The sequence below is a fragment of the Bacillus cereus group sp. MYBK216-1 genome (genome assembly GCF_051916495.1).
Lineage (GTDB): Bacteria > Bacillota > Bacilli > Bacillales > Bacillaceae_G > Bacillus_A > Bacillus_A thuringiensis_K.
In genome coordinates this window covers 83,772-98,389 of sequence record NZ_JBQAGT010000007.1, presented here as the reverse complement: position 1 = coordinate 98,389, position 14,618 = coordinate 83,772, and the positions used below count along the sequence as shown (strand labels likewise).

Genomic DNA, 14,618 nt, shown 5'->3' with positions numbered 1-14,618 from the left:
ATTGAACGAATCTGCCCGTTAATAAGGGATGAAAAAGGTGTGAATTTTCACACCTTTATTATATTTGAGAGAGGAATTTACATAAATATGAAATTAGCGATTTCTTATAATGAGATGGTAAAAGAATTTTTAGGAAAAGTAGAAGGAAATATTACAATACCTAAAGATGTGCAAGGAAAAGAAATTAGAATGAAAAGAAAAACGGAACTGTTTCTAAATTTGACTCATATTGTAGATTTAATAGGAGCGACTGCAACGTGGTTATATCATATTTCTAAAGAAAAACATATTGTCGTGTTTTATCATGTAAGAGGAAGTTTATTTCCGATTACTATTGAAGTTTCTAATTTTCTTTCCTATGAAAGTTTGAATCTACAGATTGAAGAGCAACTGGAACAAATTAAAGAAATAAATGCGGAAGAAATAGAAGAGTTTCAAAATGGTAAGAAATTATATGAAATGTCACCTATTATTATTGGTGAAACATATTATGAGCTACAAGATGCGAATACATTACAATTTGTATTTAGTAAAAATATGCAAAGTGTAGAAATAATATTTAATAGTGTTAATTGGAAAGAGACAACGATTACTCGTTATGCACAACAAATACAAGGTGTTTTAATTGATAAATCACAAAATAATAATAAACTAATAAAACATTTTAATGTTATTACAGAGGCCGAGATGGCACTTTATAGTCAAGTGAATGATACGACAGCGTTATATCCTGAGAAAAGTATCGTCGATATGTTCTATAATACTGTTACTCAATTTCCAAATCGTATAGCTTTATCTTCAAGGGAAGGTACTTTAACTTATGAGGAGTTAAATAAAAAAAGTAATCAAATAGCTCATATGTTAATTAAAAACGGCGTGCGATTAGGAGACTATGTTGGAATATTTATGAAACGTAGCATAGACACAGTAGTAAGTATGGTAGCTATATTAAAAGCTGGTGCAGCGTATGTTCCAATTGATCCAGATTATCCCGAAAGTAGAATACAGTACATTATTCAAGATAGCCAAGCGAAAGTTATATTGATGAAAGAGACGCCTATAACATGTGATGGAGTTCAAACTGTTTCAATTTATGATAGTGAAACTTGTGAAGATATAGATGTAAAGTTGTCTATTCATTGTGATGATGTAGCTTATATGATTTATACATCTGGTTCAACAGGGAATCCAAAGGGAACGATGTTAGCACATAGAGGCGTTGTTAATCTGTATACTTGGATGAAAAAGCAATATGAATTGACAGAAGAGGATGTATTTGCCCAATTTCCTTCCTTTAGTTTCGATGCCTCTGTATGGGAGTCATTTGCTTCTTTATTCTGTGGAGGAAACTTGTATGTATTATTAGAGGAAGAGCGATTGTCTGTAGAAGCATTTGCACATGCAATCTATAAAGTGAAAGCAACTTCGATCTTGGCATTAGCAACAATTTTTGTTCGACAAGTAGCAACGTATTTAGCAGAAGAAGATATATATAAGCTAGCTTCCCTAAAAAGAATTGCGATTGGCGGTGAAATGTTGCCTGTAGAGGTTATTAAATTGTGGAGAGAAAGAATAGGTACAAATGTTGAAATTCATAATGTATACGGACCGACAGAATGTACTGTAGTGACGACAACCTATAAAATACCTAGTCAGTTAAATGAGGATGTTGCGAGTATTCCCATTGGTAAACCATGTGCTAATTATCAAGTTATGATTTTGGATGAGAATATGAATCTTTGTCCAATTGGTGTACCTGGTGAATTATATATAGATTCAGTAGGATTAGCAAAAGGGTATTTTAATAAACCTAATAAAACAATTGAAGCTTTTATTCCGAACCCTTTTAATCCTATAGTTAATATATATAAAACAGGTGATATTGTTAAGTTGCTAGAGGATGGAAATATAGAGTTTTTACATCGGAAAGATGATCAAGTAAAAATTAGAGGACATCGTATTGAACTAGGAGAAATCCAAAGTAAAATTTCTCAAAATCATAATATAAAAGAAAATGCTGTTTTTGCTAAGAAGAGTAAGGAAGGTAGCCAATATTTAATCGCGTTCTATACAACTTTAAATAAAAAAGAAATACCAGAATTAGTTTATCAGTTACAAGAGCAGTTACCAGATTATATGGTGCCATCTAAACTAATTTATATTAATGAATTACCACTTACACCTAATAAAAAGATTGATGTTAAAAAGTTAGCCCAGTTAGAAGAAAAGTATGAACCGCTTCGTCTACAAGAATATGTTGCACCTTCTAATAAAGCAGAGAAGCAAATAGCGAATGCTTGGGCGGAAGTATTAGGAATTTCAAAAATTGGAGTGCATGATGATTTCTTTACAATTGGTGGACACTCATTGAAAGTATTACGAGTATTAACATTGTTAAAAGAAGACTTCTCGCATTTAACAATTCAAGATTTCTTTAAAGAAAGAACGATATATGGATTAGCTCGAATTGAGCGAGAAGTAAAAGTAGAGAAAGAAGAAGTATTTCGGGAATATAAAGTAATTCACGAACCAGATACTATTACGTATGCAAACGTTTTTGAAGAAAAACAGATTTCAAATGTCTTTTTAACAGGAGCTACTGGTTATTTAGGATCACACATATTATATGAATTGCTAAGAGATACATCTGCTACTATTTATTGTTTAGTAAGACCAACCAAAGATGTGCAGCAAAGAATTATAGATACATTAACAGGCTATTTTAATGATATATGTGAAGAATGGTTACAGCGTATACAGGCCGTAGCTGGCGATCTAGGAGAAGAGTATCTTGGGATGAGCGAAGAAGAATTTATGTTCATCAGTTCTAAGATGGATACGATAATTCATTGCGGTGCAGATGTAAGACATTTTGGAGATGTAAAACAATTTGAAAATATAAATGTACAAGGGACTAGCCGTATGCTAGCATTAGCGGAAAAAGGCGCTACATTCCATTTTATTTCTACAATTGGTATCCCGTTAGAATTAGCGGTAGATCAATGGGATACATACATGAAAACTGGTGATTTTAATTACAGTGTAGACTTAGAGAATGTATATTCAAATAGTAAACTACAAGCGGAAAACATTGTTCGTGAAGCAATGAAAAATGGTTTGCGTGGAAATATTTATCGTGCAGGTAATTTAGCATGTCATTCAGAAACAGGTTCGTTCCAACAAAATATTGAAGGAAACGCATTTTATCGTCTTATTAAAACAATGCTATTAATTGGGAAAGCACCAAATGTGAAGTGGAAAGTTGATTTCACACCAATTGATTTTGCTAGTAAATCAATTGTATCGTATTTACAAGATGCGCAAATTGTAGGAGAGACGTTACATATTTGTCATCCACATCAAATTGAGTTTGAACAATTTATACAGCTAATTGGAGAGTGTGGATACAATCTTGAAATGGTTCCACTTTCAGAATATGAAAATGCCGGACTGGAATTAGCAAAGGGAAATGAAGTAATAGCAGAGTTAATTGCTTCTCAAGTTGCAGGAGATGGAGCACAGCAATCTGAAATTGTAATGGGTACGCGTAGAACGAATGAATGGATTAAGAAAAAAGAATTGAAAGTACCAGCAATTAATAAAGAATTTATACAGCAGTTATTAGCTTATGGTGAAAAAGTTGGATATTTTCCAAAAATAATGAAATGATTATGCATGCTTTTGTTTGTTCAATAAAATAAATCATGCTACAATGAAAACGAATTAAGGACCGGGGAGCCAATTGGCTGAGAGGATGTAAGTAAACATCGACCCTCAACCTGATCTGGATAATGCCAGCGTAGGGAGTTACTTAAAGTGATGTAGCATATGTTATTCTATAATAACTTGCATACAAGGCTTTCCTACGCAGTAGGAAAGCCTTTTCTTATTTTTGAAATTTAATTTTATAAGGGGGATTTTATTATGTCACAACAAGTTACAATGTCATTTTCAGTAGTACCACAAGCGAAAACGAAAGATGTATATTCTGTTGTCGATAAAGCAATTGAAGTTGTGCAACAATCGGGAGTTCGTTATGAAGTAGGGGCAATGGAAACAACTTTGGAAGGAGAATTAGATGTACTTCTTGATGTCGTTAAACGTGCACAACAAGCTTGCGTCGATGCTGGAGCAGAAGAAGTGATTACTTCTATTAAAATCCATTATCGTCCAAGCACTGGTGTAACGATAGATGAAAAGGTTTGGAAGTACCGTGATGAATATGCAAAACCAGAAGCAATCTAAACTTATTACAACTATTTGGCTTATCCTTCTCATTGCGATATGGGAAGGATCTGTTTCATTATTTAAAATCGAACCGTGGATTTTACCAAAGCCTTCTGCCATTGTTCAAGAATTAATTGGGATGAAAGATTTACTATTACCAAATACGATGCAAACACTGCAGGAAGTTATAATTGGACTATTCTTTGCAATTTTATTGGGGACGAGCATCGCAATTATTATGGACGTTATACCGTTATTTCGTATTTTAATAAATCCATTGCTCGTTATTTCGCAAACAATTCCAATTGTTGTACTTGCACCGCTATTTATTATTTGGTTTGGATATGGGATGTTGCCGAAAGTAATGGTCGTAATACTCGTTTGTTTCTTCCCAATTGCGCTTAGTATTTTAGAAGGTTTTCAAACAGTAGATAAAAATATGCTGAAACTGTTACAAACAATGAAGGCGACGAAATGGCAAGTTTACCAGAAAGTAAAATTTCCAGCAGTGCTCCCATACTTTTTCTCAGGTTTAAAAATTGCAGTTACATATAGCGTAATGGGGGCAATTATCGGAGAATGGCTCGGTGCAAGTGAAGGATTAGGCGTTATGCTTACGAGGGCTACAAAATCCTTTTTGACTGCCCGAGTATTTGGTGTTGCAGCAATCATCGTTATGGTGACATTGTGCCTGTATTTTATCGTAGAGTTTATGGCAAGAATAACAGCACCATGGATATATAGAAAGGACGGCAGAAAATGAAAAAAGGTTTGAAAGTTATGTTAGCTGCCTTAGTAGCGGTAGGCGTGGCTGGATGTAATCCGGCGAAGAAAGAAGAAAGTAAAAGTAAAGATCAAAAAGTAAAAGTAGTATTAGATTGGTTTCCAAATACGAATCATACTGGCTTATATGTAGCACAAACGAAAGATTATTACAAAAAGCAAGGATTAGATGTAGAAATTATTCAACCGGGTGACAATGTAACAGCAGAGCAAATGATAGCATCAGGAAAAGCTGACTTCGCAATAAGCGCACAAGAAAATGTAACGTTGGCTCGTGTGGAAGGGATTCCTGTTGTATCTGTCGGAGCGATTATTCAGCATAACACTTCAGCATTTGCATCACTTAAGAAAGATAATATGACGTCACCGAAAGATTTTGAAGGTAAACGTTACGGCGGCTGGGGAGGACCAGCAGAAGAAGCGACATTAAAGACGATTATGGATAAGCATCAAGCTGATTTTAATAAAGTTGAAAAAATCATCTTAGGACAAACCGATTTCTTTAAATCAATCGGCCGTGATGCAGACTTTGAATGGATTTATTACGGATGGGATGGAATTGAAGCGAAGCGCCAAGGAAAAGAGTTAAATACGATTATGGTAAAAGACTTAGACCCAGCGCTTGATTTCTATAGTCCTGTTATTATTACGAGTGAAAAACATACGAAGCAAGATAAAGACTTTGTGAAAAAGTTTATGAGTGCAACAACAGAAGGTTATAATTTTGCAATTAAGGAACCGAAAGAAGCTGCTGATATTTTAATTAAAGCTGTTCCAGATGTAAATAAAGATTTAGTTCAAGAAAGCCAAAAATGGTTAAGTACGAAGTATCAAGATGATGCTAAAGCATGGGGAGTACAGAAGGAAGAAATTTGGACGAATTACATGAATTTCTTATATGACAACAAAGTTATTAAAAAGAAAATCGATGTAAAAGATGCTTTTACAAATGAATTCCTTCCAAGTGAAAAATGAGCGGATTACAAATAAAAAATATAGTGAAATCTTTCGATGGAAAGAATGTACTAGAGAAGATTAGTGCCTCTATACAAGAGGGAGAGTTTGTCTCCTTTGTAGGCCCGAGTGGTTGCGGGAAAAGCACATTATTAAACATGATTGCAAATGTTGAAAAACCAACAAGCGGGAACGTAACGTATAACGATAAGCAAGTACAAAAGCAAGATGTTGTTAGTTATATGCCACAACAAGATTTATTACTACCGTGGCGATCAGCTTTGCAAAATATCGTTCTTCCGTTAGAAATTGAAGGAAAGCCGAAAAAACAAAGACTGACAGAAGGAATGGAAGCATTAAAGCAGTTCGAACTAGATGAATATGCAGACCATTATCCAGATGAATTGTCTGGTGGTATGCGTCAAAGAATTAGTTTTCTGCGCACCTATTTATGTGAAAAGCCAATTATGCTGCTTGATGAGCCTTTTGGAAAGTTAGATGCATTTACAAAAATGGAAGTACATAGCTGGCTTTTAAACTCTTGGCATCAAGAGAAGCAAACAATCGTTATGGTGACACATGACTTAGATGAGGCAATCTTGCTGTCTGACCGTGTATTTATTTTATCTCAAAGACCAGCGTCAATAGTTGGCGAGGTACAAGTGAAATTACCTAGGCCGAGAACGATGGATATGTTAACATCACTCGAATTAAAAAAGGATAAAGAAGAGATTTTAAGTGTGTTAGCTCCTTATATGAAAAAATAGAAAAAGCTGATGTTTTAATTTTAGACGAACCGACTAATCATTTGGATGTAGAAACTAAGATGGCTTTACAGGAAGCGTTACAACAATACAAAGGAACGGTTTTAATTGTCTCACATGAACCTTCTTTCTATGAATCGTGGATAACAAAAGTATGGAATATAGAAGATTGGAATGCTGAACAATATGAATAAAGAAAAGGCATTAGCTTTTATGGGCTAATGCCTTTTCTTTGTGATTAACATGATTTTCGAGAACTCTTACATGAGAATTGTATGAAGAAGCACTCTTATGGTGCGCTTATAAGCGTGCTTTTTCTTTTGTTATATTTATAATAATACGAAAGCCTTTCCCTAACAGGTGACTATCTTTCTTTATATATATAGATAGTTCAAAATGGAATAAAAATAATTCCTATATGTAAAGGATAATATGGATATTATAGGAAGACAATAGAAATTAAAGGGAATTCATTTAAAATTCAAATGAACTTCATATAAACTTCATATAGAAACTAAATATAATTATAATAGTTTATTTTATTTTTTGATTTTTCATAAAATTAAAAGTTTGAATTTAGGAGGTATTGCTCAAACCTAAATTCAAACTTTAGTGAAAGAATTAATGGATATTACGTCTAGTTTTCGCTAATTACGGCATTTAAAAGTTCGGCAGGATTACCCGTTCCTGCACCGCCAATTGTAATAGATCCACTAGGAGGAATTTCGCCATTCCATCCTGCGTTCGTAATTACATAATGGTTATTTGTTTTACTACTAATTTTAGAATCCCAAACTTGTGTTAAATTGCCGCTATAATCAAATTCTAATTTCCAATTTTTAATAGGGGTCGTTCCATTATTTTTGATTATAATCGAGAAGTTATAACCGCTGCCCCAATTCGAAGTGACTGAAAATGTAGCAGTGCCATTTCCATCAGGAGGTGTCGTATTAGCTTCATCCGTTTTGACAGTAAGAGCGGTAGGTTGTGATTTATTTCCAGCAGCATCTTTGGCAATTACTGAAAATGTGTATTCTGTATTAGGTTTTAAGTTTTTAATTGTAATGCTATTTGTTGTTGTACTCCATTTCTCTTCTCCAGCAGTAATTTCATATTCCGTAACTCCTACGTTATCAGTAGATGCAGTCCAGTTTAATTGAACTGAATTTGAATTTTTATTCGTAACTACAATGTTTTTAACATTCGTTGGTGGCTCAGTATCTTTTTGACTAATAGGTCCACCAAGTAATTCTTTTACTAGCGTATCAAGTAATTTTGGACCACTGCAACTATATTTTGGACTTGTACGGCAATCTCCGCTTAGTTCCCAAAACATTGCTCCACTTAAACCTTTCGTCTTTATATAGTCTGTTTTGTATTTCATAGATTCATTGTCATCGTAGCTAATAAATGTGCCTGTAGTTGCATTATATAAATAAGGTACTTTAGCTGTGTCATTCCAGTAGCGTACAAAACCATTTTTATTAACGTAATTGGCTGCTAAATCACCGTAATCATACACACCCGTGTCACCGGTAGAATAATCATCCCAAGTACCTTTAGAAGCAAGTTTCCCATCACTACCTGGTTTGCAAGGTTGATATTGTCCGTTATTTTCCTTGCCACAACTTTTCCAGCCACGTCCGTAAAAGGGTACGCCTAATACTAGTTTATCGACTGGAACACCTTCATTTGTATAAACATTTATAGCACCATCTACGTAAAAATTCGTATTTGCTGCTGGGTCATTTGGATCCTTATATAGAGCTGCATTATGATTAGAAGTAGCTTCCCATCCGCCGTGGAAATCATATGTCATAATATTAATCCAATCGAGTATTTGAGAAATTTTCTTTAGCTCTGTATGATCAGCGTAGCGTTGGCTTGCACCTGAAGCGATTGTTAGTAAATATTGTTTGCCATCTTCAGCACCTGCTTTATTCAAAGCATTTCGGACGTCTTGAAGAAGGAGAGTGAAATTTTGTTTATCTTCAGGACGATAACTACCACCAGGAATCGTTTCAACGCCCGGATATTCCCAGTCTAAATCTACGCCATCAAACCCATATGCGCGAAGAAAAGCTACTGTAGAGTCAGCAAATACTTTTCTTGTTTTTTCATCAGCGGCCATATCAGAAAAGCGGTTAGACCAAGTCCAGCCACCAACGGAAATAATTGTTTTTAAGTGAGGATATTTAGCTTTTAATCGTTTTAGTTCACCGAAATTTCCGCAACGGGCATATTTATCGCAATCTTCCCAAGTTGTCCCTGAGCCAGGATACGATTTGGCAACATCAGCCCATGGTTCCCCGAGTACGAGAGTACCATTAGGAACCTCTTTATTTTGCAATGGTACACCAGATTCTTTACAGTTCCACGTTTGTTTATTTGGATTATCAGGATGAGTAGAAGGGTTTCCATGTTTTCCATTCCAACAAATATCCGCGAAAGCATAGTTAAGGTGAGTAAGTTTTGATGCATCAATGTCAGCAACTTGATAATTACGTCCGTAAACCCCCCACGAAGGAAAGTACCCAACAATTTTTTGACTTTGCTTTGGTGAATCTGCTAATGCGAGATTTGGAGTAATAAAATTTGTGAGAAAAAGAGGTAAGAAAAGTAGTATGGATAGTAATAGCAGTGTGAATTTTTGAGACCTCATAGCCATTTCTCCTTTCAAAATAAAAGATATATTTAAAGGCATACGCCAATAAATCAAAATGAATCTAGACGTGTGAAACGTCTGGATAAAATGATCAGACATCACGAAGTCTATACAAGGGAGCTGGGGGTGATTAAATCGTAACAAATGTAAGATTTAGTGTAAACGCTTTATTAAGTTGAAAAAGACTTTCTCAATACAAAAAGGCTTGAATACAAACTATATATGAAAACGAAAAATCGGTATGGGAGGAAAAAGCTCATTATAAATAAATTTGAGAAAAAATTGTATAGAGCCAATTATTAAAGACGTAGAAAGATAAGGAAATATCATGTAAAATAATAGTAAAAATATGTAAAGGAGGGAATAGTGTGGATGTGTTTTTGAACATTGCTGAAGAAAAAATTCGACAAGCAATACGGAATGGTGATCTTGATTATCTTCCGGGAAAAGGAAAACCACTACAATTAGAAGATCTTTCAATGGTACCTCCAGAACTTAGAATGAGTTATAAAATTTTAAAAAATGCGGGAATGATTCCACCAGAAATGGAACTACAAAAAGATATATTAAAAATAGAGGATCTAATTGCTTGCTGTTATGATGAAGAAGAGAGAAAGAAATTACGAGAAGAGTTAACAGCAAAAACTCTGCGTTTTCAGCAGGCAATGGAAAAGAGAAAGATTAAAGATAGTTCAGCTTTTCGTATGTATCAAGACAAAGTATTTCGTAAATTGCGCTGAGAGGGATAAGATGAATACATTTAAAACGATAGAAGAATTAGCGACCTATATCAAAGAACAACAATTGGTACTTCTGTTTATTAAAACGGAAAATTGTGGTGTTTGTGATGTTATGCTAAGAAAAGTAAATTGCGTATTAGAGAATTATGATTACGTAGAGAAAATAGAGATATTACTACAAGATATGCAAGAGATTGCGGGGCGATATGGAGTATTTACAGGGCCAACAATTTTATTATTTCATAATGGAAAAGAAATTCTTCGTGAATCACGCTTCATTTCACTTGAAAATCTAGAAAGAACCATTCAATTATTCGAGGAATAAGGGAGGCTTTTATATGGAATTTATTATTGTCATACTATTATTTGTTGTAGTTGGAATAATCGTAACAGCAGTTCGATCGAACAAAAAGAAGGTAAATCTTACAAAACAAAATAACATTCATAATTCATCTAACAGCTCATCACCATTATTTTTCTTTGCTGGATCTGATAATGATAGCTCGCATGATGGCGGCTCACATGATTGTGGAGGGTCTTTTGGGGGAGATAGCGGAGGAAGCTGCGGTGGCGGTGGTGATTGATGAAAATGCGCCTTATATAGGCGTATTTCTTTTTAAACAAACGTTTGATTAGTCGGCTTACATATGCATAAACACAGTTAAACAAACGTTTGATTAATATTTTTAACATACTAAGGGGAATGGAAATGAAAAGGGAACCGAAAGTGAAAAATAAGGGGAAAGTAGTGTTATTTTTATTAGCTGCGGGAGGCGTATTTCTTGTTAAATTAGCATTTAAATTTGGAACCATACATATGATTCGAACTTGGTTTGAAAGTACGTTTTCTTAAATAAGGAATATAGCCTCTTGCGATAGAGGTTTTTGATTTGTTATTATTAGACTGAACGGTCGGTTTAAAGAGGTGTGAATATGAGAAGAAGCGCAGAAGAGATAAAGAAAGAAATTGCATATAAAGCAGAAAGTCTATTTTCACAGAAGGGCTACGCAGCTACATCTATGGAAGAGATTTGTGAAATTACAGAGCGAAGTAAAGGAAGTATTTATTATCACTTTAAAAGTAAAGAAGAATTATTTTTATTTGTAGTGAAACAGCATACGTATGATTGGATTGAAAAATGGAATGAAAAAGAGAAGTTGTATAGCACTAGTACTGAAAAACTATATGGTCTCGCGGAATATCATGTAGAGGACATACAGCAACCAATTTCAAATGCAATAGAGGAATTCTCTATGAGCCAAGTTGTAAGTAAAGAGATTCTGGATGAACTGTTAGCTTTAACTAGAGAATCATATGTTATGTTTGAGAAATTAATTGAAGTAGGTATACAGTCTGGAGAGTTCCGTGAAGATAATACTCGTGATCTTATGTATATTGTGAACGGATTATTATCAGGACTTGGAGTGCTTTACTACGAATTAGATTATAAAGAGCTGAAACGTATTTATAAAAAGGCAATAGATGTATTGTTAAAAGGAATGGCAGCTGAATAATAGGTCAGTTGCTTTTCTTACAAAATAAATTAGACCGAACGGTCGGTTTGTGAAAGGGGAATGAAAATGAACGCTTTATTTAAAAACCGAGCATTTATGCTCGTTATGGCGTCTGATATTTTACAACAATTTGCAATTTGGATCAGAAATATGGCTCTTTTGTATTTTATAATGGAGCGAACGAATAATGATCCAGTTTCTGTTTCGTTGTTATCAGTTATGGAATATGCACCTATTTTTATTTTCTCGTTTATCGGTGGTGCGCTAGCTGATCGCTGGAATCCGAAAAGAACAATGGTCGCTGGAGATGTATTAAGTGTACTGTCTATTATAGGAATTGTCTTGTTGTTAAAAATGGATTATTGGCAGGCTATATTTTTTGCAACACTCATTTCCGCGATTGTAGGTCAGTTTTCTCAGCCCTCATCTTCGCGTATATTTAAGCGCTATGTAAAAGAAGAAGAGGTAGCAAATGCTATTGCATTTAACCAAACATTACAGTCATTATTTCTGATTTTTGGACCAGTGGTAGGATCGCTTGTGTATACACAACTTGGTTTATTTACGTCACTATATAGCTTAATCATTTTATTTTTGTTATCTGCTATCGCCCTTTCATTCTTACCAAAATGGGTTGAAAAAGAGCAAGTGGCGAGAGATTCATTAAAAAATGATATAAAAGAAGGTTGGAAGTATGTTCTTCATACGAAAAATTTACGTATGATTACGATCACTTTCACCATTATAGGCTTAGCTGTTGGATTAACAACTCCATTAGAGGTATTTCTTGTAATAGAGCGCCTTGGAATGGAAAAGGAAGCAGTTCAATATTTAGCTGCAGCTGATGGAATAGGTATGTTAATTGGTGGTATTGTTGCTGCAATTTTCGCTTCAAAAGTGAATCCGAAAAAGATGTTTGTATTCGGTATGGGCATATTAGCAATGTCATTTTTAGTAGAAGGGCTATCTACATCATTTTGGATTACTAGTTTCATGAGGTTTGGAACAGGTATTTGTTTAGCTTGTGTTAATATTGTTGTCGGTACGCTTATGATTCAACTTGTACCAGAAAATATGGTTGGAAGAGTAAATGGGACGATTTTACCACTGTTTATGGGGGCAATGCTAATTGGAACTTCACTAGCTGGAGGATTAAAGGAACTAACTTCACTAGTTACTGTGTTTTGTATAGCAATGGCACTTATTTTATTAGCGATATGGCCAGTTCTACGTATGCAAATAAAAAAAGAAGATGTTGCTAATAAAGAGGCACTAACAAATTCGTTAGCTTCGAAATAACTATTGTAAGGGAGCAATATTGCTCCCTTTTTCTTTGAGGAACTTTTGACAACTATATGAGCCAATTATATACTGATGTTGTAAAAACGATTTTACAGGTTAGGAGCAATGGTGTGAAAAATCAAATCTATGAATTACGCACTGAAAATAATATTTCACAAGGCGCATTAGCTGATAAATGTAAGGTTTCTAGACAAACGATAAATGCAATTGAGAATAATAAATATGATCCAAGTTTAGCGTTAGCATTCCGTTTAGCTGAAGTATTAGGAACAACTGTTGATAAATTATTTTTGTACAAGCAGTAGAGTCGTTCATTATAAGGCGCACCTTTAAAAATAAAAAAGATTCTCTTCTTATGAGAAGAGGATCTTTTCTTATAGCGTTTTAGTCTTTTGACTAGGTGGTGTAACGGATGTGTTATTTTCTGGAACTCTAGTTAGTAAGAATCCTCCTATAATAAACAGAACAATAATACTAAGAACACCAGCGTTTGTTTTTCCTGTTAATTGCGTTGTAACACCGACTAATACCGGACCCATAATTGCGGCAAACTTCCCAAATATATTATAAAATCCGAAGAATTCATTAGCAGATTCTTTTGGTACTAGTTTTGCAAAGTATGAACGACTTAGTGCTTGAATACCACCTTGAGATGTAGCAACTAACATTGCTAAAATCCAAAAATCAAGTGTCGTTTTTAAGAAATAAGCATATATGCAAATGATGATATAAATAATGATACCGACATATAGCATTTTTTTACCTGTGAATGTTGCTGATAATTTTCCGTATAATAAAGCAAATGGACAAGCGACAATTTGTGTTACAAATAATATGATTAATAGATTAGTTGCACTAATACCGAGATCGGTTCCGTAAGCGGTAGACATAGTAATAATTGTATCGACTCCGTCAATATAGAAAAAGTAAGCGATTAGAAACATAAATACAGTTTTATATTCTTTAATATTTTTAAAAGTAGCAGCAAGGCGTTTGAAGCTCATTGTAATTGGTCTAGGGTGACGTTCAATATAGTGCGTTTGCTCTACGTTTTTTAGCATTGGAATTGTAAATAACCCCCACCAAAGAGCTGTTATCGCAAATGAAATTTGACTAGCAATACCAACAGATAAAGGGATAGTTCCTTTTTGAGAAAGAATAATAAGAGCGATACAACCGATAAAAGGAATTGTACTCCCGATATAACCTAATGCAAATCCTCTTGTAGAAATTCGGTCCATTCTATCTTCAGAAGTGACATCTACTAAAAATGCATCATAAAAAATGTTTGCTCCAGCAAAACCGACTAAGGCGAGCATATAGCATCCTAATAATAAGTACCACTGAGATGTTGGAACGACTGCTAACATACTTGTAAATACGATACCGAGTCCAAAGAAGAATGTGAAAAATCGTTTTTTAAATCCTTTATAATCAGCAACTGTGCCGAGAATAGGAGCAAGTATAGAAATTAAAAGTGTTGCGAACGAGTTTGCATATCCCCAATATGCTGTTGAAGTTGCCCCGGATAGTCCAGCTTCTTTTGCAGCTGCTTTAAAGTAAATTGGAAATAATGCAGTTGTAATGACGAGCGAATATACCGAGTTCGCCCAATCGTATAATATCCAGCTTTTTTCTTGTCTGGACATTTTTTTCATATAATGTTCC

14 protein-coding genes, 1 pseudogene and 1 riboswitch are annotated in these 14,618 nt (G+C 34.4%); of the genes and pseudogenes, 13 read left to right on the top strand and 2 right to left on the bottom strand.

Translation table 11 applies throughout. The features are described from left to right. The first annotated feature begins 87 nt into the window (after positions 1-87). From ACTFRH_RS22805 to ACTFRH_RS22780, 6 genes and pseudogenes are all read left to right on the top strand, one after another. Positions 88-3,669, top strand: a complete 3,582-nt coding sequence (locus tag ACTFRH_RS22805) for a non-ribosomal peptide synthetase family protein (protein WP_000761454.1) — start codon at positions 88-90, stop codon at positions 3,667-3,669. Between the two features lie 52 nt (positions 3,670-3,721). Further along, a riboswitch (TPP riboswitch) is annotated at positions 3,722-3,823 on the top strand. Positions 3,824-3,924: 101 nt separating this feature from the next. Then, positions 3,925-4,245, top strand: coding sequence for an MTH1187 family thiamine-binding protein (locus ACTFRH_RS22800; RefSeq protein WP_000082906.1), 321 nt, complete (start codon positions 3,925-3,927; stop codon positions 4,243-4,245). Further along, a complete protein-coding gene (locus ACTFRH_RS22795; protein WP_001057166.1) occupies positions 4,217-4,990 on the top strand; it encodes an ABC transporter permease in 774 nt (257 codons plus the stop codon). The genes ACTFRH_RS22800 and ACTFRH_RS22795 overlap by 29 nt, the downstream gene beginning before the upstream one ends. Next, a complete protein-coding gene (locus tag ACTFRH_RS22790) occupies positions 4,987-5,985 on the top strand; it encodes an ABC transporter substrate-binding protein (protein ID WP_000715577.1) in 999 nt (332 codons plus the stop codon). Before ACTFRH_RS22795 ends, ACTFRH_RS22790 begins: the two co-directional genes overlap by 4 nt. Beyond that, entirely contained in the window at positions 5,982-6,731 is a 750-nt protein-coding gene (locus ACTFRH_RS22785; protein WP_000016077.1) for an ABC transporter ATP-binding protein, read from the top strand. The genes ACTFRH_RS22790 and ACTFRH_RS22785 overlap by 4 nt, the downstream gene beginning before the upstream one ends. Further along, positions 6,728-6,922, top strand: a pseudogene (locus ACTFRH_RS22780) (ABC transporter ATP-binding protein); the annotation flags it as partial. The gene ACTFRH_RS22785 and the pseudogene ACTFRH_RS22780, both read left to right, overlap by 4 nt. Before the next feature lie 443 nt (positions 6,923-7,365). On the opposite strand, the gene ACTFRH_RS22775 reads toward ACTFRH_RS22780, so the two are convergent. Next, positions 7,366-9,390, bottom strand: a complete 2,025-nt coding sequence (locus tag ACTFRH_RS22775) for a glycosyl hydrolase family 18 protein (protein ID WP_001257469.1) — start codon at positions 9,388-9,390, stop codon at positions 7,366-7,368. A 371-nt stretch (positions 9,391-9,761) separates the two neighbouring features. Between ACTFRH_RS22775 and ACTFRH_RS22770 the strand changes: the two genes are divergently transcribed. The 7 genes from ACTFRH_RS22770 to ACTFRH_RS22740 all read left to right on the top strand — a co-directional run bounded on the left by ACTFRH_RS22770 (position 9,762) and on the right by ACTFRH_RS22740 (position 13,255). Further along, positions 9,762-10,133 carry a J-domain-containing protein gene (locus ACTFRH_RS22770; RefSeq protein ID WP_000382374.1) on the top strand — a complete coding sequence of 124 codons (372 nt, stop codon included), beginning with the start codon at positions 9,762-9,764 and terminating at the stop codon, positions 10,131-10,133. 10 nt (positions 10,134-10,143) lie between these two features. Continuing rightward, the gene (locus ACTFRH_RS22765; RefSeq protein WP_001091339.1) at positions 10,144-10,458 is read left to right on the top strand and encodes a thioredoxin family protein; all 315 of its coding nucleotides are present in this window, start codon (positions 10,144-10,146) and stop codon (positions 10,456-10,458) included. A 13-nt stretch (positions 10,459-10,471) separates the two neighbouring features. Further along, positions 10,472-10,717 (top strand): hypothetical protein, encoded by a 246-nt coding sequence (locus ACTFRH_RS22760; protein WP_000394364.1) that lies wholly within the window; start codon positions 10,472-10,474, stop codon positions 10,715-10,717. Positions 10,718-10,842: 125 nt separating this feature from the next. Next, complete coding sequence (locus ACTFRH_RS22755; protein ID WP_000817981.1) at positions 10,843-10,986, top strand: hypothetical protein; 144 nt, start codon at positions 10,843-10,845, stop codon at positions 10,984-10,986. Positions 10,987-11,066: 80 nt separating this feature from the next. After that, complete coding sequence (locus ACTFRH_RS22750) at positions 11,067-11,648, top strand: TetR/AcrR family transcriptional regulator (RefSeq protein ID WP_001254434.1); 582 nt, start codon at positions 11,067-11,069, stop codon at positions 11,646-11,648. Positions 11,649-11,714: 66 nt separating this feature from the next. Next, entirely contained in the window at positions 11,715-12,947 is a 1,233-nt protein-coding gene (locus ACTFRH_RS22745) for an MFS transporter (protein ID WP_000992572.1), read from the top strand. Positions 12,948-13,003: 56 nt separating this feature from the next. After that, positions 13,004-13,255 carry a helix-turn-helix transcriptional regulator gene (locus tag ACTFRH_RS22740; RefSeq protein ID WP_002023181.1) on the top strand — a complete coding sequence of 84 codons (252 nt, stop codon included), beginning with the start codon at positions 13,004-13,006 and terminating at the stop codon, positions 13,253-13,255. 69 nt (positions 13,256-13,324) lie between these two features. Here the strand turns inward: ACTFRH_RS22740 and ACTFRH_RS22735 are convergent, their stop codons facing one another. Continuing rightward, positions 13,325-14,608 carry an MFS transporter gene (locus tag ACTFRH_RS22735; protein ID WP_000738827.1) on the bottom strand — a complete coding sequence of 428 codons (1,284 nt, stop codon included), beginning with the start codon at positions 14,606-14,608 and terminating at the stop codon, positions 13,325-13,327. Positions 14,609-14,618 lie beyond the last annotated feature (10 nt).